This window comes from Methylobacterium sp., from assembly GCF_028290105.1.
Lineage (GTDB): Bacteria > Pseudomonadota > Alphaproteobacteria > Rhizobiales > Beijerinckiaceae > Methylobacterium.
Genome location: NZ_JAQGKL010000009.1, coordinates 1 through 17,050, shown reverse-complemented (window position 1 = coordinate 17,050; position 17,050 = coordinate 1). Strand labels below are relative to the sequence as shown.

Here is a 17,050-nt window from a genome sequence, read left to right as displayed (position 1 = left end):
GGCGCGCTCGCGGGTGCGGCCATCGGCGGCGCCAGCGGCGCCATCGTGGGCGCCTCCACCGCCCCGCGCTGCCCCTACGGCACCTACCGCGACGCCTACGGCGACGTGTACTGCCGCTGAGACCCGGACCCGCGCGGCCGGACCGGCCGCGCGTCGCGACGAGGCTTCCTCTCCCCCGAGAGGGAGCCTTTTTTCATGGGTCGCCCGGCTTGTCAGAGGTCGGAGCGCATCTCTGCCTCCATCCAGGCCAGCATGCCCGCCGCCGCCGCGCGGCCGGAGGCGAAGGCGCCCTGGAGCAGGTAGCCCCCGGTGGGCGCCTCCCAGTCCAGCATCTCGCCGGCGACGAAGGTGCCGGGCCGCCGGGCCAGCATGAAGCGCCCGTCGAGTTCGCCGAAGCTCACGCCGCCCGCCGTCGAAATCGCCCGGTCGATGGATCGCGGCGCGCGGACGCGGACCGGCACGGCCTTGATCAGCGCGGCCAGGGTCTCGGCCGCGACGGGGAGCGGATGGGCGGCCTCGCGCAGGAGGCCGATGCCCACGGGCGCCAGGGCCGCGTCCTTGCGCAGGCGGTTGGCCAGGGACAGACCCGGCTTCGGATCGGCCAGGGATCGCGCGAGGGCGGCCGCGCCCACATCCGGGCGCAGGTCGACGTGCAGGACCGCCTCGCCCCGCTCCGTCGCCGCCCGGATGATTCGCGAGAGGGCGTAGATGGCGCCGCCCTCGATCCCGTCGGCGCTGATCACCGCCTCGCCGCGCACGGTCGCGCCGTCGATCGACAGGGCGATGCGCTTCAGGGGCGCACCGGCGAAGCGCTCGGCGAAGATGCCGGACCACGCGACCGTGAACCCGACATTGGCGGGCTTCAACGGCGACACCGCGACGCCGTCGGCCGCGAGCAGCGGCACCCAGGCCCCGTCCGAGCCGAGGCGGGGCCAGCTTGCGCCGCCGAGTGCCAGCAACACCGGGCGGTGCGCGGTCACGACCGGCCCCTCGGGCGTCTCGAAGGCCGGACCGCCGGGATCCGACCATCCGGTGAAGCGATGGCGGGTGCGGATGCGTATCCCGAGCCCGTCGAGGCGCCGGAGCCAGGCCCGCAGCAGCGGCGAGGCCTTGAAACTGTCCGGGAACACCCGGCCGCTCGACCCGACGAAGGTGGGCTCGCCGAGGTCGTCGCACCAGCCGCGCAGGGCGTCCGGCGGGTAGGCCGCGATGGCATCGGCCAGCGGTCCGCCCTCCGGATGGTAGCGTGCCAGGAAGGCGGGCAACGGCTCGGAATGGGTCAGGTTGAGGCCGCCGCGCCCGGCGATGAGGAACTTGCGCCCGACGCTCGGCATCCGTTCGTAGAGGGTCACGGCGTGGCCGGCGCGCGCCAGCACCTCCGCCGCCGCGAGGCCCGCGGGGCCGCCCCCGATCACCGCCGGGCCCGAAATGTCCGGTCCGGTCCGCTCGCTGTCCGTCATGCATCCTGGGAAGCCGTCGCGCGGCGGCCCTGTCAAGCGTGGCGGTCGCCCGCCCTTGATTCGCCTCGGTCAGAGCCCCAACTCCGGCCCATCGGCTGCGGGCCCCTCTGGCGGGATGCTGCATGATGCGTTCCGTGATGTCGGAGCCGATGCTTTCTCTCCTCAAGAAGCATCGACGGTCCCGCGTCATGGTTGATTTTTTCTTTTATGACTGGCTCGGCAAGCCGGTCTGGATGTGGCTCGGCTTCCACGCCCTGGTCGCCGGGCTGCTCGCCTTCGACCTCGGTCTCCTGCACCGGGACAAGACTCACGAGATCGGCGTGAAGGAGAGCCTCCTCCTCACGGCCTTCTACTTCACCCTCGGCATGCTCTTCGGCGGCTGGGTCTGGTGGTATCTCGGGCCCCAGGCGGGCCAGGAATACGTGACCGGCCTCGTGGTCGAGAAATCGCTGTCGATGGACAACGTCTTCGTGATCGCGGTCATCCTGACCTCGCTCGGCATTCCGCGCGCCTCTCAGCACCGGGTCCTCGTCTGGGGCATCCTCGCCGCCGTGCTGCTGCGCGGCCTGATGATCGGACTCGGCGCGGCCCTCGTGCACCAAGCCGCGTGGGTGCTCTCGATCTTCGCCGCCTTCCTCATCTTCGCCGGCCTGAAGATGCTGGTCTCGAAGGAGGAAGCGGCGGGCGACATCCGCGAGAACCGTGCCGTGCGCTTCCTGCAGCGCGCCCTTCGCATCACGCCCGAACTGCACGGGCAGCACTTCGCTGTGCGCAAGACCGACCTGAAGACCGGCAAGCGCGCCGTCTGGCTCACCCCCCTCGCACTGGCGCTCATCCTGGTGAACGGCGCCGACGTGATCTTCGCCGTCGATAGCGTGCCGGCGATCTTCGCCATCACCACCGACACCTTCGTGGTCTACACCTCGAACATCTTCGCGATCCTGGGGCTGCGGGCCCTCTACTTCGCGCTCGCCGCGATGGTGGATCGCTTCGCCTACCTCAAGACGGCGCTGGCCTTCATCCTGATCTTCATCGGGGGCAAGATCGTCGTCGCCGACACGTTCGGCCTCGTCCACGTGCCGCCGTGGGTGTCGCTGGCCGTCACCGTGGTCTTCCTCGCGGCCGGCATCGCCTACAGCCTGTGGCGCACGCGCGGGGTCGTGGCGGAGGAGCCGCATGGGGCGCAGGCGGTGCACCGCGCCTGAGGCAGGCCTCCTCCCCACGTTGAGGCAAGACAAAGGCCCGCTACCGCCCCGGCAACGCCGCGATCAGGTCACGCAGGGTCGTGATCGTCGAGGCGTCGGCGACGCCGTCGACGCGGGCCTGACGGAAGTGGCGCTGGAAGGCGGTGACCACGGCGCCCATGCGGGCGTCGAAGGTGCCCGTCACCGGCAGGTCGTAGCCGTAGAGGGCGAACATCGCCTGCAGCGCCTCGATCGGCGGTCCCGCATCGCCTTGCGCGAAGAAGCGCCCGTCGCGGATCGGGGCCGGGGGCACCCAGTGGCCGATGCCTTCGCGCGCCAGCCGGTCCCAGGGGAAGTGCTCGCCGGGATCTTTCTTGCGCTCGGGTGCGATGTCGGAATGCGCGAGCACCCGCTGCGGCGCGAGGCTCCAGCGCCGGGCAAGATCGCCGCACAGGGCGATCACCGCCGCGATCTGCGCATCCGGATAGGGCGGCAGCCCGTCCACATGGCCGCCATTGACGATCTCGATCCCGAGCGAGCGCGCGTTCACGTCGCCGATCCCGGCCCAGGAGGCCCGGCCCGCATGCCAGGCACGGCGACCCTCGGGGACCATCTGCACCACGCGCCCATCCTCCAGCACCACGTAATGGGCCGAGACCTCCGCCACCGGGTTGGCGAGGCGCTGCAGGGCGGCCGCCGCGCTCTCCATGCCGGTGTAGTGCAGGATGAGGAGATCGACCGGCCCGCCCGTCCGCTCGCCGTGGTTCGGCGAGGGGTGGACACTGGTAGCGATCGGGCTTTCCGCCGTCGGCTTCACTTGAGACCTCGCTCGGCGCTGATCTGGTCGTAGGCCGCATTGATGGCGGCGAGCCGTCGGGTGGCGATGGCCACCGCCTCCGGCGGCAGGCCGCGCGCGATGGCGCGGTCCGGGTGGTTCTCCACCACCAGGGCGCGGTGGGCCGCCTTGAGGGCGCCGTCCTCCACGCCGTGGTCGAGGCCGAGCACGAGATAGGGATCGTCCGCGAGGCGGACGTGCCGCGCGGCGATGCGGCGGAAGGCGGCATCGTCGTAGCCGAAGGTCTCGGCGACCGCGCGGAGATATCGCTCCTCCGCCTCGTGGATCGCCCCGTCCGCCTTGGCGATGTGGAACAGCCCGTCGAGGACGTCCTCCAAGAGGGCCGGCTCGTCGTGGAAGGTGCTGGCCAGTTGCCGCGCGTAGGCCTCGAAGCCGTTGGAGGTGCCCTTGGCCAGATCGAACAGGCGCTGCACGCCGGGGCGGGCGCGCTCGTCCACCTGCACCACCTTGGCGAAGGCCTCGACCTCGGCCGGCGTCACCACGCCATCGGATTTCGCCATCTTGGCGGCGAGCGCCACGAGGCCGGTGGTGAACACCACGTCGCGCGGGGTGGTGCCGAACAGCGCGCCCTCGCGGTCCACCAGGAAGTGCCCGGCGACCCCGCCGACGAGCCCGCCCAGAGGCCCGCCGATGGCGAGCCCGAGGCCGGCTCCCCCGAGCTTGCCCCACAATCCCATGCTCATCGGCAGCCCCCACGGGCACGGGCATCGGTCCTGAAACGGGGGAGAGGCATGGGCTTGATCAACGTCGACGCGAAACGAAGGGCGTCCTTACACCGGACGCCCCGGTTTCGGCGAGAGTCCCTGTTCGACGGGAATTCCTGTTCGGCGAGAGTCCCTGTTCGGCGAAAACCCCCGATGGTCCCCCGCCTCAGCGCCGGGCGCAGAGGCCGACGAGGCCCTGGCTCTCGCTGGGGCAGGCCGCGCTCAAGCTGCCGTCGGCGCCCGCCGTCACGATGGCGCTTCCGCCCTTCAGGCACAGGGCCGAGGCCAGGATCTCGTTGCCCTCGCAGGTGACGGCACAGCCCGAGGCCGGGCAGGTCTCCTGGCGCACCACCCGGAAGGGAGAGGCCGAGGACACGGAAGCGAGGCCCGCCTGCCCCGCCTCGCCCTTGGGACCGGCCGGCCCCGCCGGGCCGCGCTCGCCGGGCTGGCCCTTCGCGCCCGCCTCGCCCTTCGGCCCAGGCTCTCCCTTGGGTCCGGGCTCTCCCTTGAGTCCGGGTTCACCTTTGGGACCCGCGTCGCCCTTCTGTCCCGCTTCTCCCTTGGAACCGGGCGCGCCCTGCGGCCCCTGAGGGCCCGGAAGGCCGGCGACACCCTGGGGGCCGGCCTCACCGGTCTGGCCCGTATCGCCCTTCTGGCCCGTCTCACCTTTGGGGCCCGGCTGGCCGGCGGGGCCGCAATTGGCGATCACCGCCTCGCGCTCGTCCTCGCCCGCCTTCAGGGTCGCGATGCAGTTGGTCGGCACGTAGGGCAGGCGGAAGACGAAGCGGCCCCGGCTGTCGGCGATGATCGAGATGTCCTCGTCGAGCACCACCACGGTGCCGCCCTTGCGCACGCTGCCGGAGATGCGCAGGTCGCCGTTCTCGAAGCGCGCATCGTAAACCTGGATCGGCTGCGACGCGGCCTGCGGCCGCCGGGCCCGGGAGGCCTCGGCTCCGGGCTGCTGCCTGGGCTGTCCCGGCGCCGTCTGCGCGGCGGCGGGCGCCACCCCCGCAACGGTGATCAGGCCCGACAGGACCACGAGGGCACGAGCGAGGCGCATGGAGTTCTCCCGGCTGATCCGCGTCTGCTGCGCGGCAGGTGTGGAGTGCTGCCCTGCCCCCATCACACCGTCAAGCGTGGCGCCAACGATCGCGCCCGGCCCGGGCGGACAGGGCCGGAAGCGCTCCGTCCACAGCTGTCCACAGGCCAAGCCTTTGAAGGCTCGTGAAATTCCGGACGCCCCCTGAAACCGATTGAGTATGTTCCTGCTTTGTTCCTATGTGGCGGAACAGGAGCGGAGCCGATGCGTCACGAACCCGAAGAACCTCCCGACATCCAAAAGTCCGACATCCAGGCGGCACCAGCCGAGCCGGCCAGTCCGAAGCCGTCGGACCGCGCCCCCCTGGATCTGGCGGCCCTGCGGGCCTTCGTGGCGGCGCGCGGGGAGGCTGGCGCATCCCGGGGCGTCCTGCCGCTGGGCATCCACGCCGTCGACGCGTGCCTCGCGCAAGGGGGGCTGGCCCTCGGGCAGTTGCACGAGGTCGCCCCCCTGGGATCGGGCGACGAGCCGGCGGCCCTCGGGTTTGCCCTCGCGCTGGTGGCGCGCCACCTCGCCCGCGTCCGGGGCGCGGCGCTCCTCGTGGTGGGCCGGGGCCACCCCCTCCCCTACGGACACGGTCTCGCCGGGCTCGGGCTCGATCCGGAGCGCCTGCTGCTGTTCGAGGTCGGCAGCGACGGCGATGCCTATCGGGCGTTGGAGGAATCGCTCCGCGCGCAGGGGCTCGCCGCCGTGGCGGGCCTCGTGGATGCCGCCCTGCCGCTGGCCCAGAGCCGCCGGCTGCACCTCGCGGCGGGGCGCACGGACCGGCTCCTCCTCGTCCTGCGGCCGCCGGGGGCGGAGAGCCCCAACGTGGCGGCGACGCGCTGGCGGATCGCCGCCGGCAAGGCCCTGCGCGACCGCTTCGGCTGCATCGAGCGCCCGTGCTGGGCGGTGACCCTCGACCGAAGCCGCAACGGGCGGACCGGACACTGGCTTCTGGAGTGGGATCATGCCGCGCATCGTTTCGGTCTGGCTGGAGCATTGGCCGGTCACGCGGCTGCGGCGGGCCCGGGCGATGGAGACCGGAGCCGGCGCATCCAGCACATCCGATGACGGCCCCATGGTCGTGGCCGCCATGGAGGCCAACGGCCTGCGCCTGATCGCGGTGGATGCCTGCGCCCGCGCCCTCGGCCTCGAGCCCGGCGAGACCCTGGCACGGGCCCGCGCCCGGATCGGCGCCGCCATCGCCGTCCATCCCGCCGATCCGGAAGCGGATGAGGCCGCCCTGCACCGGCTCTGCCTCTGGGCCAAGCGCTACACGCCCCTCGTCGCCCCCTATGGCCCGGCGGAGGGCGGCGACGGCTTCTTCCTCGACATCGCGGGGGCGAGCCATCTGTTGGGCGGCGAGGCCGCCCTGCTGGAGGATCTCGCCCGGCGCCTCTCCGAGAACGAGATTCCGGCCCGGATCGCGCTCGCCGACACGCCGGCCTGCGCCTTCGCGCTGGCCCGCCACGGCGGGGGCGGCCTCGTCGCGCCGGGGGGCAACGCGGAGGCCCTGCACGCCCTGCCGGTCGCGGCCCTGCGCCTCGACCCCGCCACCGCGCAAGCCTTGAGCCGGCTCGGCCTGCGCCGGATCGGCGACCTCGCCACGGCGCCCCGCGCGCCGCTGGCCCGGCGCTTCGGCGAGGGTCTGCTCCGCCACCTCGACCAGGCCCTCGGCCACCGGCCGGAACCCCTCGTCACGGCCGAGGATCCACGGGATTTCAGCGCCGCCCGCGGCTTCCTCGAACCGATCGGAAGCCCGGAGGCCATCGTCGGCACGACCCTGCGGCTGATGGAGGTCCTCGCCCCCCGGCTGGAGGCGGCCGGGCTCGGCGCGCGGGCGCTGCGCCTGATCCTGACGCGAATCGACGGGGTGGTGCGCAGCCTCGACCTGTCGTTGAGCCTGCCGACCCGCTGCCCGGCCCAGGTCGCGCGCCTGCTCGCATTGCGGCTCGACCGCCTCGGCCCGGCGCTGGATGCCGGTTTCGGCTTCGAGACCGTGTGCCTCGACGTCACCGCAACCGGAACGATCGCGGCCCGGCAGACGGCCCTGGTGGACGGCCCCGCCGAGACCGAAGGCCCGGAGCGCCTGAGCGACGCCCTGCGCCAGCGCATCGGCCGGCGGATGATGCGGCTCGGCTTTCGCGCGAGCCACCTGCCCGAACAGGCCGGATCGGCGGAGCCCTGGCGGGCGAGGCGCCCCCAGACTGCCCCGCGCGCGACTCTGCCGCCGCGTCCGCTGGTGCTGCTGGACCAGGGCGAAGCCGCCGAGGACGTGATCGCGGATGCCCACGACGGGCCACCGCACCGCTTCCGCTGGCGCCGCCGCGTCCATCGCATCGTCCATTCGGACGGGCCCGAGCGCATCGCCGACGCCTGGTGGCACGCCCCTGGACCGACACGGGACTACTACGTGGTGGAGGACGAAGCCGGCCGCCGCCTCTGGGTCTACCGCGAGGCGTTTTTCGCCCTGGAGACGCCCGCGCGCTGGTTCGTGCACGGGCTGTTCGCGTGAGCCTGGACGATCGCGACGCGTCGAAGAGCGGCCACGCCGATTTCAACCCATGGTGGCGTGAAATGCGCAAGCGTGTAAATTCGCGCGAAGGCGGGATTTCGGAATCGCTGGAATAATCATCACGCCGGCGCAGAGCCGGATCCGATCCACGGCATCGATGATGCTCGCGGTCGTCCTCGCTGCAATACCCGGTGCTGCTGCGGCCGATCGCGGTCGCGCGGGTTTCATCGAGACCCATCGCTGCGCCGTCGTCGAGCGGCTCCGCAGCATCCACCTGCGCGGCCCGCGCTCGACCTCACGGGACCGCTTCCTCGTCGTGAGCGTCGCCCGCGCGGAGCAGAGCTACGTGCAATGCATCTTCTTCGACGAGGATACCAAGATGCAGTGCGAGGCCTCGTCCGGCGCCTATGGTCGTACGCCGGAGGGCTCTCATCTCACCTGGCTGGCGCCTTCGCGTTCAGCCCTGCATCGACTGGGTTTCGCTCAGGCCGATCCCGACACGAACTATGAGCGCGAGATCGCCCTCGGCACACCACCCGACTTCCGCGTCGTGGCCGGACTCATGCTCGGCGCGCTCCACGACGCCTACGGCGCACGGGTCGGCACCCGCCTCGAATTCACTTCTCCGCAGGCGGTCGTTCAACACGATGCCTGCCCCGAACCGGTCAGCTGAGGCTGGCCGGTTCGGGACGTCGACGAGGGTTACTCCGCCGCGTCCACGTAGAGCTTGCCGCCCTCGGCCTGGAACTCGGCGGATTTGGCCGCCATGCCGGCCTCGCGCTCGGCGGCGCTGAGCGGTGCCGCCTCGCCCAGCACCTGACCCGCCGCCTCCATCGCAAGAACCTCGGCGCGCAGGTCCTGCGTGATCTTCATCGAGCAGAATTTCGGCCCGCACATCGAGCAGAAATGCGCGACCTTGTGGGCGTCCTTCGGCAGGGTCTCGTCGTGGTAGGCGCGGGCCGTGTCGGGATCCAGCGAGAGGTTGAACTGGTCCTCCCAGCGGAAGTCGAACCGGGCGCGGGACAAGGCGTCGTCGCGCAATTGGGCCGCCGGATGGCCCTTGGCGAGGTCGGCGGCGTGGGCCGCGATCTTGTAGGTGATGACGCCGGTCTTGACGTCGTCGCGGTTCGGCAGGCCGAGGTGTTCCTTCGGCGTGACGTAGCAGAGCATGGCGCAGCCGAACCAGCCGATCATGGCGGCCCCGATGCCCGACGTGATGTGGTCGTAGCCCGGCGCGATGTCGGTGGTCAGCGGGCCGAGGGTGTAGAACGGCGCCTCGCCGCACTCGGTGAGCTGCTTTTCCATGTTCACCTTGATCTTGTGCATCGGCACGTGGCCGGGGCCCTCGATCATGGTCTGGCAGCCCTTGTCCCAGGCGATCTTGGTGAGTTCGCCGAGCGTCTCCAGTTCGGCGAACTGCGCCGCGTCGTTGGCATCCGCGATGGAGCCGGGGCGCAGGCCGTCGCCCAGCGAGAACGAGACGTCGTAGGCCCGCATGATGTCGCAGATCTCGTCGAAGCGCTCGTACAGGAACGATTCGCGGTGCCCCGCGAGGCACCAGCGCGCCATGATCGAACCGCCGCGCGAGACGATGCCGGTGACGCGGCGCGCGGTCAGCGGCACGTGGGCGAGGCGCACGCCCGCATGGATGGTGAAGTAGTCGATCCCCTGCTCGGCCTGCTCGATGAGGGTATCCTTGAAGACCTCCCAGTCGAGCTTCAGCGGATCGCCGCCGACCTTCTCGAGCGCGTGGTAGATCGGGACCGTGCCGATTGGCACGGGCGAGTTGCGCACGATCCACGAGCGGATGTTGTGGATGTTGCGGCCGGTGGAGAGGTCCATCACCGTGTCGGCGCCCCAGCGGGTCGCCCAGACCAGCTTCTCGACTTCCTCGGCGGCCGACGACGTCACCGCCGAGTTGCCGATGTTGGCGTTGATCTTGACGAGGAAGTTGCGGCCGATCGCCATCGGCTCCACCTCGGGGTGGTTGATGTTGGCCGGGATGATGGCCCGGCCGCGCGCCACTTCCTCGCGCACGAATTCCGGGGTGATGAAGGCCGGCAGCGCCGCGCCGAAGCTGTTGCCGTCACTGAGCGCGGCCTGCGCGCCCTCCAGCATCGTCTGGCGGGCGAGGTTCTCGCGGTTGGCGACGTAGATCATCTCCTCGGTGACGATGCCCGCGCGGGCGAACTCGTACTGCGTCACCATCTGGCCGGGGCCGGCCTTGCGGATCTCGCGCGTCGCCGGACACGGAGCCACGAGCTTGTCCTCCGGCACGAAGCCGTTGTCCTCGGGCTTGACCGCGCGGGGCGTCACCGTGGCGTAGCCGCGCCGGGCGATCCAGGGCTCGCGCACCAGGGGCAGGCCGGCGTTGAGATCGATCCTGGCATCCGTTTCCGTGTAGGGGCCCGACGGATCGTAGACCCGCACCGGAGCTTCCTTCGGATCGCTCAACGTGATCTCGCGAAACGGCACCCGGATGTCGTCGTGCCCGGGCACACCTGCGTAGACCTTGCGCGAGCCGATGATCGGGCCGGTGGTCACCGCCTGCGGCGACCCCTTCGGGGGCTGGCCTTCTAAGGTTTGGCCTTGGGGAAGGTCTTTGGGGAGAACGGGTGCGTTCATCGGGTTCGCTCCTGGCGTTGGAGGCGATCCGCTTCGCGTGAGACGGGCGTGGATGGGACGACGCCTGTGGATTCGCGCCGTGCAGGAATTCCCGTCCCTCCGCCGGTACGAACCGGATCAGGTTCAAGGGTCAGGGCGGCGCGCCCAATCTCAGCCCCCGTACTCGGAGCCCCCCTCGGAATTGTTCCAGGTTCGGTGTCCGGGCCCTGTTTGTCAATCGGCGCCCTGACAAACCGACGCGGAAACCGGACCTGAACGAACTTTACGATCGACGCCCGCGTTTCATCGGCAAGGGTCCGGCCATATGGGCCGGCGTTCACACAACAGGTTTTCCCATGAAGCGCATTCTTCTTGCATCGGCCGCCCTGGTCGGTGCCCTCGCGTTGATTCCCGCCAGCGCCGACGCACGTCCGGGTGGCGGCGGCGGTTTCCGTGGCGGTGGCGGCGGACATGGTGGCGGACTTGGTGGCGGCGGCGGATTCCGGGGCGGCTTCGGCGGCGGCGGCGGTGGCTTCCGCGGGGGCGGTCTTGCCGGCGGTGGCATTCGTGGAAACGCCCTCGCCGGCGGTATCAGTCGCGGCGGGTTCAATCGGGGCGGCTTCGGCAATGCCGGTGCGGGGCTGGCCGCCGGCAATGGCATCCGGGGCGGCGGCTTCAACCGGGGCGGCTACAACCAGGCCGGCTACGGCGGACGGGGCTACGGATACCGTCGCGGCTACGGCGGCATCGGGCTCGGCGTCGGCTTAGGACTGGCGGGTGCCGGCATCGGCTACGGCCTCGGCAGCAGCTATTACGGTGACGATTACTACGGCGGCGGCTATGCCCCAGCTTATTACGGCGGTGGCTACGCCCCGGCCGGATACGCCGTGGAACCCGCCCAGATGGCTCCGGCCGGCAACGACGAAGCCTACTGCGTCCAGCGCTTCCGGTCCTATGACCCCCGCAGCGGCACCTATCTCGGCAATGACGGCCAGCGTCACGCCTGCCCGTAAGGCTTGAGGCCCGCGCCAAATATCGGAAGGCCCCGTCTGCCCCGCGCAGGCGGGGCCTTTCCCGTTCCAGCCCTCAGGAACCCTGCAGGCTCTCGGCGAAATCGTCGGGGACCTCGCCGAAGCTGTTGAGGATGGTCGCGCTCTCGAGTTCGCCCGTTTCGTCGTCGGCCACCACCTTGATGGCCGCCGTTCCGGGAAAGCGCGCGGCCATGGCCTCGGCCTTCTTGAGGGCGCCGCTCTCGGTCACCGCGACCTCCCGGTCGCCGGGGACGAGCCGCTTGCGCTTGAGCACGAAGGTCTGGACCAGGAAGGTCGTCTTGAGGGCCATGATGGGTCTCCGCCGGGTCCAGGCCTGTCATGGCTTGAGCTGGAATTCAGAGCGCACCTAGCACGAAAGCGGTGTCCGCAGACCACGGCGCCCGAACGTCGCGGCCGTTCGAGGCGTCCCCGTTCAGGCCAGGGACGTGTCGGACGCGGCAAGATGATGAACGAGCCGGTCGCCCTCCCAGAGTTCGACCGAACGTCCATCCATGAAGGCGCGTGCCCGACCGAGGGCCTCGACCTCGTCACGGGCGGTGATCGCCTTCGTGCGAAGCACGCGGCCGGCGGCATCGAGCAGAAGCACGCGGTAGGGCTTCGGTCGCACCTCGGGTGGCGCGTCGTCCGTCATGGCCAAACCAACCCTCACGCAGATCAAGACCGCCGACGGCAGCGCCGCGACGCCGGATGCATGGCCCACCGCGACCGAACCTGCCCCACGTCGTACGGTTTCGTACCAAATCGATCCCGTAACCGCGAGATCATTCGCTCCATTTGCGACCTCACGTTGAAAAACAACGATCCGCCCATCCTGACCGATCACCGAGGCGCGATCACCGCAGGCGCGCGATCACCACAGACGTATGAGCCGGTAGCCGGTGATCACGTCCGCGAGGTCGACACCGAGGCTGGCGGTCAGGCGCAGGCTGGCGCGAAACAGCGGGCGGGAAAAGGCGCCGGAGACAAGGAACAACCCGGCCAGCACGAGGCTGGAATGCCGGACCATCCGGTCCGTCCAGGGCCAGCCGCCGGAGAGCCAAGGACGCAGGATCGCGTAGCCGTCGAGGCCCGGCAGGGGTATCAGACCGAGAATCAAGGCGGTGCCCTGGAACAGGACGGACACCGCGAGCACCGCCCGCAAGGTCTCGGATTGTGGACTCGCCAAGGCGTACAGGCCGACGAGCGTCATCAGGAAAGCGAGGCTCGTCGCCGGCCCGGCCGCGGCTATCGCCGATCGCCGCCCCGGGCTAGCTGAGCCCTCCGTCACCGGGGAAACCCCGCCGGGGAAGCCGAGGCCCGCCAGGATGGTGAAGACCACCGGCAGCAGCATCGTCGCCACCGGGTTCGGGGCGCGCAGGGGATCGAGCGTCAGGGCGCCTGTTCCGGGCAGGCCCCAGAACCGGGCCGCGAAGGCGTGGCCGAACTCGTGCAGGCACAAGCCGAGCACCCAACCCGCCATCACGAACGCGAAGGCGGCCCCCGAGCCATCCAGGGCGTCGGCCCCGATCGCGAAGCCGAGGCCGCAGAAGATCAGGCCGACGAGCAGCACGTTGGCACTGAGGCCGACCCCGCTCTCTCCATCGATCGCGCGCGATGGTCCCGTCATGCGCGGTCAGGCCCAGCCAGCGCAGCCGGAACGCCGCGCCCGTGGGGCCCCGGGCTCGCGGCGATGCGGCGGGAGCAGACGCGGTGGCGAACCGCCGCCTGGGCGGAGCAACGGGCGAGGGATCTGACCGGGGTTTTCACGCGACGCAACATCGCTGGTGACACGCCAAAGTCCAGTCCCTACCTGTCACCCCTCATCCCGATGTTGCGCTCCGCGGGCCGGCATCCGGTCCGGCGCGGAACGGTCTGGATCGTGCCGCACCCCGACCGGACGCATGCGCCTCTTCCTCTCGCTTCTCATTACGGCGCTCATCGCGCTCTACGCGGTGGCGCTCATCGGGCTCGGCCTGTTTCAGCGGCGCCTGATCTACCCGGGCGCCTTCCGGGCCCAGCGGGCCTCCGCGATTCGCGAGGTTCCGGCCGGGACACAGGCGATCAGCCTGGAGACGTCGGACGGCGAGCGCCTCTACGGTCTCTGGCGGGCGCCGGCCCCGGGCTGCGCCGTCGTCCTGAGCTTCCATGGCAACGGCTCGCGGCCCGAGGCGGGGGCGGCCCGCTTTGCCGCACCGCCCTGGCGTACCCGAGGCTGGGGCGTGCTCGCCATCGCGTATCGCGGGTATCCGGGCTCGACGGGCAGCCCAAGCGAAGGCGGCCTCATTGCCGATTCAGACGCCGCCTACCGGGAGATCGCGGCGCGCGCACCGGGGGCCCCGGTTCTGCTGCACGGCCACTCTCTCGGGGCCGCGGTGGCGGTCGCGGTGGCGCGGAGGGTGCCGCATCTCGGCCTCTACCTGGAGGCGCCCTTCGACTCGCTGGCGGCGGTGGCGGCGGGACGCTTCCCCTATCTGCCCACCGGCCTCCTCCTGCGCGACAGCTTCCGCTCGGACGACCGCATCGCCGCCGCCGGCGCTCCGGTCCTCATCGTCCACGGCGCGCTCGACCGGGTCGTTCCCGTCGCGCATGCGCAGCGCCTGGCCGAGCGCGCCGGCCCGCGCGCGAAACTGGAGATCGTCGAGGGCGATCACGTCTCGATCCTGGGCGAGCGCGACGCAGAGGCCGAGGCGCTGTTCCGGCCGGCGGGCGTGTCGACCCCGCCCTGCCGGGAAGCCCTCGACGCGCAAAGCCCCTGAGGAAACCGCGATGGGACGACGGAACCGGATGTGGCGCGACGACGATCCGACGACGCACGGGCCGGCGCTGCAAGCGCCCGTGATCTGCCCGCTCTGCGAACGCCCGATCCCCCCGCGCGCCAAATCGAGCCTGCACCACCTGACACCGAAGCTGAAGGGCGGGGCGCGGGCCGGCACGGTGCGGCTGCATCAGATCTGCCACTCGGCGATCCATGCCCGCTTCAGCGAGGCCGAGATCGCCCGGCGCCTCGCCGACGTCGATGCCCTCCGGGCCGACCCCGAGATGGCCCGCTTCCTCGCCTGGGTCCGGACCAAGCCCGACGACTTCTACACCGCGACCCGGATGACCCGCGACCGCCGGGGTGCCAAGCGCGACCCGTCCTGAAGCGCGGCTTTCGCGCCGCCACCTTTACCGGCCGTTCGGCATGATCCGGGCTCACCCCGCGCGCGTACCAGCCTCCTTAAGGTTCTGCGACGAAGGGTTGAGCGCGATGTGAGGGAAGCGGGATCATGGCGTCGAATGTCGGGGCAATCGCGGGAGCAGGGCCGGACGACGCGGCACGCCTCGCCTGGGTGGATGTCGCCAAGGGCCTCTGCATCATCCTCGTGGTGATGATGCACTCGACACTCGGCACGGGCATCGCCATGGAGGGCGAGGGTTTCCTCCACGTCCTCGTCGCCTTCGCGCGCCCGTTCCGGATTCCCGACTTCTTCCTGCTGTCGGGCCTGTTTCTCGGGCGGGTCATCGACCGCGACTGGCGTCTCTTCCTCGATCGCCGCCTCGTGCACTTCGCCTACTTCTACGCGCTCTGGGTCGTGATCCAGTCGGCGGTGAAGTACGGCCAGATCGTCGACGGCGCCGGTCCGGGCGCCTTCCTGGCGCACCTGGCCCACGCCCTGGTCGAGCCGTACTCCACCCTGTGGTTCATCTACATGCTGGCGGTGTTCTCGGTGCTGACCAAGGCCCTGCGCCGGGTGCCGGCGGCTCTGGTGCTGGGACTGGCGGCCCTCTTGGAGATCCTGCCGATCCACACCGGCATCGAACTCGTGGACGAGTTCTGCGCCCGCTACGTCTGGTTCCTCGTCGGCTACCTCTTCGCCGGGCGCATCTTCGCCTTCGCCGGCCTCGTCCAAGGCCATGTCCGCGCCGCCCTCGTCGGCCTGGCGCTCTGGGCGCTGACGAACGCCGCCCTGGTGTTCATCCCCACTGGCTACGACCTCGTGCCGAACTTGGCACGCCTGCCGGGCCTGGGTCTCATGCTCAGCGGCGCCGGAGCCCTCGCCATCGTGGCCATCGGTGCCCTGATGAGCCGGGCCGGCGGTCCGGTCACGGCGGCCCTGCGGATCTGCGGACAGCGCTCGATCGTGATCTACCTCGCCTTCTTCCTGCCGATGGCCTTCACCCGGACGCTCATCGTGCAAACCGGGGCCATCACGGATATCGGGCTCGCCAGCCTCGTCGTCACCGTGGTAGCGATCCTGGTTCCCCTCGCCTTCGAGCGGGCGATCCGCCACACGCCGGCATCCTTCCTGTTCCGCCGGCCCAAGGCCTTCCACATCGCCCGCGAGCGCCCAGCTTCGACGCCCGCCCTCCGGACGGCTTGAGCGATCAGGCGGCCGCCTCGACCCTCGGCCGGACCAGACGCTCGAGGAAGTTCGCGATCTCGGTGCGCCGGCGGGCGGGTTCGAGGAGATCCGCCCCGAGCCTGTGCCGGGCGATGAGATCGCGGTGCGCCCCCGGATCGGCGTGGATGCGGCAGAGATCGTCCGCGTAGGATTTGACCGCCGCCGCATCGGGCATGACGCCTTCCGCGACCACGTCCTCGGCGCTCAGGCGCAGCATGGCCGCCAGCGCGTCGAGGTCGAGTTCGGGGTGGTACTGCGTGCCCCAGAACACGCCCGGCCCGTGCACGATCTCGATGGCCTGGACCGGGAGGAGCCGGTTTCCCGCCAGCACCGACGCGTGGGCGGGGGGCGTGACGACCGCATCGAGATGCATGGCCGGCGCATCGAAGCGGTTCGCGCGCCCGGCCAGGAGCGGGTGGGCGCGTCCCGCCTCCGTCGTCACGAGGTCGCGGGAGAACCCGTATTCCGGGCCCTTCGGATTGCGGGCCGCGTCGCCGCCGGCCACCACCGCCGCGACCTGCACGCCCCAGCACGAGCCGAAGACCGCGAGCCCCGCCCCGAGAGCCGTGCGCACCAGGGCGATCTGGCGCCGGACCGCGTCGTTGTCGTCGCTGACATGCAAGGTGGATCCGGTGACGACCAGCCCGTCGAAATCGTCGAGCGCCGCTCCGGCGGGAAGTGCCGCCTCGGCATCGGCCGGGTTGATCAGCGTGCAGGCGACGCCCGGCGCGACCTCGCGCAGGATCGCCGCGTAAGCTTCCGCCGAGGTGATTCCGGTGCCCGCGACGTGGCTCGCGCGTCCTTCCCGGTCGTTCCCATCGGCGACGAGGAGATGCAGCATGTCTTCGTGTTCCCTCCGGCGCGATCGCCGGCAAAAGGGAACGGGAACGATCCGTGCTTCCCCCCGTTCCCGCAGGAGTGCCAGCCGGATCGCCGCATGGCGCCCCCCGTGTTGTTTCGCACCCAGGGCACGCGACCGGAGGCTCGAAAGACCATGCGGAGTCTTGCTTCACCCGGCTTGGGTCTCGTCGCGGCGGCGGGCCGATGGCTGCCGTGTCTGTTGCTCGCAGCGATCCCGAGTGCCGCATCGGCGCAGTACATGGCGCTGACGGCACCACCGAAGCCCGATCTGCCCCGCGCCGCGCCGCCGGATGCGCCAAAACCCGTGCCGCTTCCGGCACGGCCCGCGGAGCACGCCTTCAACGGATCCTTGCCGAACCAGCGCACCGGCCC

17 protein-coding genes, 1 pseudogene and 1 riboswitch are annotated in these 17,050 nt (G+C 71.1%); of the genes and pseudogenes, 9 read left to right on the top strand and 9 right to left on the bottom strand.

Annotated features, from left to right (window positions below; genetic code table 11):
* Positions 1-212: 212 nt before the first annotated feature.
* Positions 213-1,460: a TIGR03862 family flavoprotein gene (locus tag JWQ05_RS00625; protein WP_299652902.1), complete on the bottom strand. Its 1,248-nt coding sequence runs from the start codon at positions 1,458-1,460 to the stop codon at positions 213-215.
* A 188-nt stretch (positions 1,461-1,648) separates the two neighbouring features.
* On the opposite strand from JWQ05_RS00625, the gene JWQ05_RS00620 reads away from it, so the two are divergent.
* Positions 1,649-2,665 carry a TerC family protein gene (locus JWQ05_RS00620; protein WP_299652900.1) on the top strand — a complete coding sequence of 339 codons (1,017 nt, stop codon included), beginning with the start codon at positions 1,649-1,651 and terminating at the stop codon, positions 2,663-2,665.
* 40 nt (positions 2,666-2,705) lie between these two features.
* Here JWQ05_RS00620 and JWQ05_RS00615 read toward each other — a convergent pair whose 3' ends face one another.
* From JWQ05_RS00615 to JWQ05_RS00605, 3 genes are all read right to left on the bottom strand, one after another.
* The gene (locus tag JWQ05_RS00615) at positions 2,706-3,461 is read right to left on the bottom strand and encodes an N-acetylmuramoyl-L-alanine amidase (RefSeq protein ID WP_299652898.1); all 756 of its coding nucleotides are present in this window, start codon (positions 3,459-3,461) and stop codon (positions 2,706-2,708) included.
* On the bottom strand, positions 3,458-4,183 hold the full coding sequence (locus tag JWQ05_RS00610; protein ID WP_299652896.1) for a molecular chaperone DjiA: 726 nt from the start codon (positions 4,181-4,183) through the stop codon (positions 3,458-3,460). The genes JWQ05_RS00615 and JWQ05_RS00610 overlap by 4 nt, the downstream gene beginning before the upstream one ends.
* A gap of 187 nt (positions 4,184-4,370) precedes the next feature.
* On the bottom strand, positions 4,371-5,264 hold the full coding sequence (locus JWQ05_RS00605) for a collagen-like protein (protein WP_299652894.1): 894 nt from the start codon (positions 5,262-5,264) through the stop codon (positions 4,371-4,373).
* Positions 5,265-5,507: 243 nt separating this feature from the next.
* Between JWQ05_RS00605 and JWQ05_RS00600 the strand changes: the two genes are divergently transcribed.
* The 3 genes from JWQ05_RS00600 to JWQ05_RS00590 all read left to right on the top strand — a co-directional run bounded on the left by JWQ05_RS00600 (position 5,508) and on the right by JWQ05_RS00590 (position 8,473).
* The gene (locus JWQ05_RS00600; RefSeq protein WP_299652892.1) at positions 5,508-6,356 is read left to right on the top strand and encodes an ImuA protein; all 849 of its coding nucleotides are present in this window, start codon (positions 5,508-5,510) and stop codon (positions 6,354-6,356) included.
* On the top strand, positions 6,253-7,800 hold the full coding sequence (locus JWQ05_RS00595) for a DNA polymerase Y family protein (RefSeq protein ID WP_299652890.1): 1,548 nt from the start codon (positions 6,253-6,255) through the stop codon (positions 7,798-7,800). The genes JWQ05_RS00600 and JWQ05_RS00595 overlap by 104 nt, the downstream gene beginning before the upstream one ends.
* A gap of 157 nt (positions 7,801-7,957) precedes the next feature.
* Complete coding sequence (locus JWQ05_RS00590; RefSeq protein WP_299652888.1) at positions 7,958-8,473, top strand: hypothetical protein; 516 nt, start codon at positions 7,958-7,960, stop codon at positions 8,471-8,473.
* A gap of 29 nt (positions 8,474-8,502) precedes the next feature.
* Here JWQ05_RS00590 and thiC read toward each other — a convergent pair whose 3' ends face one another.
* A complete protein-coding gene (thiC, locus tag JWQ05_RS00585; RefSeq protein ID WP_299652886.1) occupies positions 8,503-10,425 on the bottom strand; it encodes a phosphomethylpyrimidine synthase ThiC in 1,923 nt (640 codons plus the stop codon).
* Positions 10,426-10,502: 77 nt separating this feature from the next.
* Positions 10,503-10,611: riboswitch (TPP riboswitch) on the bottom strand.
* 149 nt (positions 10,612-10,760) lie between these two features.
* On the opposite strand from thiC, the gene JWQ05_RS00580 reads away from it, so the two are divergent.
* Positions 10,761-11,417, top strand: coding sequence for a BA14K family protein (locus JWQ05_RS00580; protein WP_299652883.1), 657 nt, complete (start codon positions 10,761-10,763; stop codon positions 11,415-11,417).
* Positions 11,418-11,490: 73 nt separating this feature from the next.
* Here JWQ05_RS00580 and JWQ05_RS00575 read toward each other — a convergent pair whose 3' ends face one another.
* The 3 genes from JWQ05_RS00575 to JWQ05_RS00565 all read right to left on the bottom strand — a co-directional run bounded on the left by JWQ05_RS00575 (position 11,491) and on the right by JWQ05_RS00565 (position 13,062).
* A complete protein-coding gene (locus JWQ05_RS00575; RefSeq protein WP_299652880.1) occupies positions 11,491-11,745 on the bottom strand; it encodes a hypothetical protein in 255 nt (84 codons plus the stop codon).
* Between the two features lie 123 nt (positions 11,746-11,868).
* Positions 11,869-12,087 (bottom strand): hypothetical protein, encoded by a 219-nt coding sequence (locus JWQ05_RS00570; protein ID WP_299652877.1) that lies wholly within the window; start codon positions 12,085-12,087, stop codon positions 11,869-11,871.
* A gap of 219 nt (positions 12,088-12,306) precedes the next feature.
* The gene (locus tag JWQ05_RS00565; protein WP_299652875.1) at positions 12,307-13,062 is read right to left on the bottom strand and encodes a site-2 protease family protein; all 756 of its coding nucleotides are present in this window, start codon (positions 13,060-13,062) and stop codon (positions 12,307-12,309) included.
* A gap of 274 nt (positions 13,063-13,336) precedes the next feature.
* On the opposite strand from JWQ05_RS00565, the gene JWQ05_RS00560 reads away from it, so the two are divergent.
* The 3 genes from JWQ05_RS00560 to JWQ05_RS00550 all read left to right on the top strand — a co-directional run bounded on the left by JWQ05_RS00560 (position 13,337) and on the right by JWQ05_RS00550 (position 15,796).
* On the top strand, positions 13,337-14,191 hold the full coding sequence (locus JWQ05_RS00560; protein WP_299652872.1) for an alpha/beta hydrolase: 855 nt from the start codon (positions 13,337-13,339) through the stop codon (positions 14,189-14,191).
* 10 nt (positions 14,192-14,201) lie between these two features.
* Entirely contained in the window at positions 14,202-14,576 is a 375-nt protein-coding gene (locus tag JWQ05_RS00555; protein ID WP_299652869.1) for a restriction endonuclease, read from the top strand.
* Between the two features lie 125 nt (positions 14,577-14,701).
* Positions 14,702-15,796 carry an acyltransferase family protein gene (locus tag JWQ05_RS00550; protein ID WP_299652866.1) on the top strand — a complete coding sequence of 365 codons (1,095 nt, stop codon included), beginning with the start codon at positions 14,702-14,704 and terminating at the stop codon, positions 15,794-15,796.
* A 4-nt stretch (positions 15,797-15,800) separates the two neighbouring features.
* Here the strand turns inward: JWQ05_RS00550 and JWQ05_RS00545 are convergent, their stop codons facing one another.
* Complete coding sequence (locus JWQ05_RS00545) at positions 15,801-16,658, bottom strand: gamma-glutamyl-gamma-aminobutyrate hydrolase family protein (protein WP_299652863.1); 858 nt, start codon at positions 16,656-16,658, stop codon at positions 15,801-15,803.
* Positions 16,659-16,811: 153 nt separating this feature from the next.
* Here JWQ05_RS00545 and JWQ05_RS00540 point away from each other — a divergent pair.
* Positions 16,812-17,050, top strand: a pseudogene (locus tag JWQ05_RS00540) (hypothetical protein); the annotation flags it as partial.

Coding starts and splice junctions, on each gene's coding strand:
- JWQ05_RS00625 (WP_299652902.1), bottom strand. CDS start 1,460: ATGACGGACAGCGAGCGGACCGGACCGGACATTTCGGGCCCGGCGGTG.
- JWQ05_RS00550 (WP_299652866.1), top strand. CDS start 14,702: ATGGCGTCGAATGTCGGGGCAATCGCGGGAGCAGGGCCGGACGACGCG.
- JWQ05_RS00620 (WP_299652900.1), top strand. CDS start 1,649: ATGGTTGATTTTTTCTTTTATGACTGGCTCGGCAAGCCGGTCTGGATG.
- JWQ05_RS00555 (WP_299652869.1), top strand. CDS start 14,202: ATGGGACGACGGAACCGGATGTGGCGCGACGACGATCCGACGACGCAC.
- JWQ05_RS00605 (WP_299652894.1), bottom strand. CDS start 5,264: ATGCGCCTCGCTCGTGCCCTCGTGGTCCTGTCGGGCCTGATCACCGTT.
- JWQ05_RS00570 (WP_299652877.1), bottom strand. CDS start 12,087: ATGACGGACGACGCGCCACCCGAGGTGCGACCGAAGCCCTACCGCGTG.
- JWQ05_RS00560 (WP_299652872.1), top strand. CDS start 13,337: ATGCGCCTCTTCCTCTCGCTTCTCATTACGGCGCTCATCGCGCTCTAC.
- JWQ05_RS00565 (WP_299652875.1), bottom strand. CDS start 13,062: ATGACGGGACCATCGCGCGCGATCGATGGAGAGAGCGGGGTCGGCCTC.
- JWQ05_RS00595 (WP_299652890.1), top strand. CDS start 6,253: ATGCCGCGCATCGTTTCGGTCTGGCTGGAGCATTGGCCGGTCACGCGG.
- JWQ05_RS00610 (WP_299652896.1), bottom strand. CDS start 4,183: ATGAGCATGGGATTGTGGGGCAAGCTCGGGGGAGCCGGCCTCGGGCTC.
- JWQ05_RS00575 (WP_299652880.1), bottom strand. CDS start 11,745: ATGGCCCTCAAGACGACCTTCCTGGTCCAGACCTTCGTGCTCAAGCGC.
- thiC (WP_299652886.1), bottom strand. CDS start 10,425: ATGAACGCACCCGTTCTCCCCAAAGACCTTCCCCAAGGCCAAACCTTA.
- JWQ05_RS00600 (WP_299652892.1), top strand. CDS start 5,508: ATGCGTCACGAACCCGAAGAACCTCCCGACATCCAAAAGTCCGACATC.
- JWQ05_RS00590 (WP_299652888.1), top strand. CDS start 7,958: ATGATGCTCGCGGTCGTCCTCGCTGCAATACCCGGTGCTGCTGCGGCC.
- JWQ05_RS00545 (WP_299652863.1), bottom strand. CDS start 16,658: ATGCTGCATCTCCTCGTCGCCGATGGGAACGACCGGGAAGGACGCGCG.
- JWQ05_RS00580 (WP_299652883.1), top strand. CDS start 10,761: ATGAAGCGCATTCTTCTTGCATCGGCCGCCCTGGTCGGTGCCCTCGCG.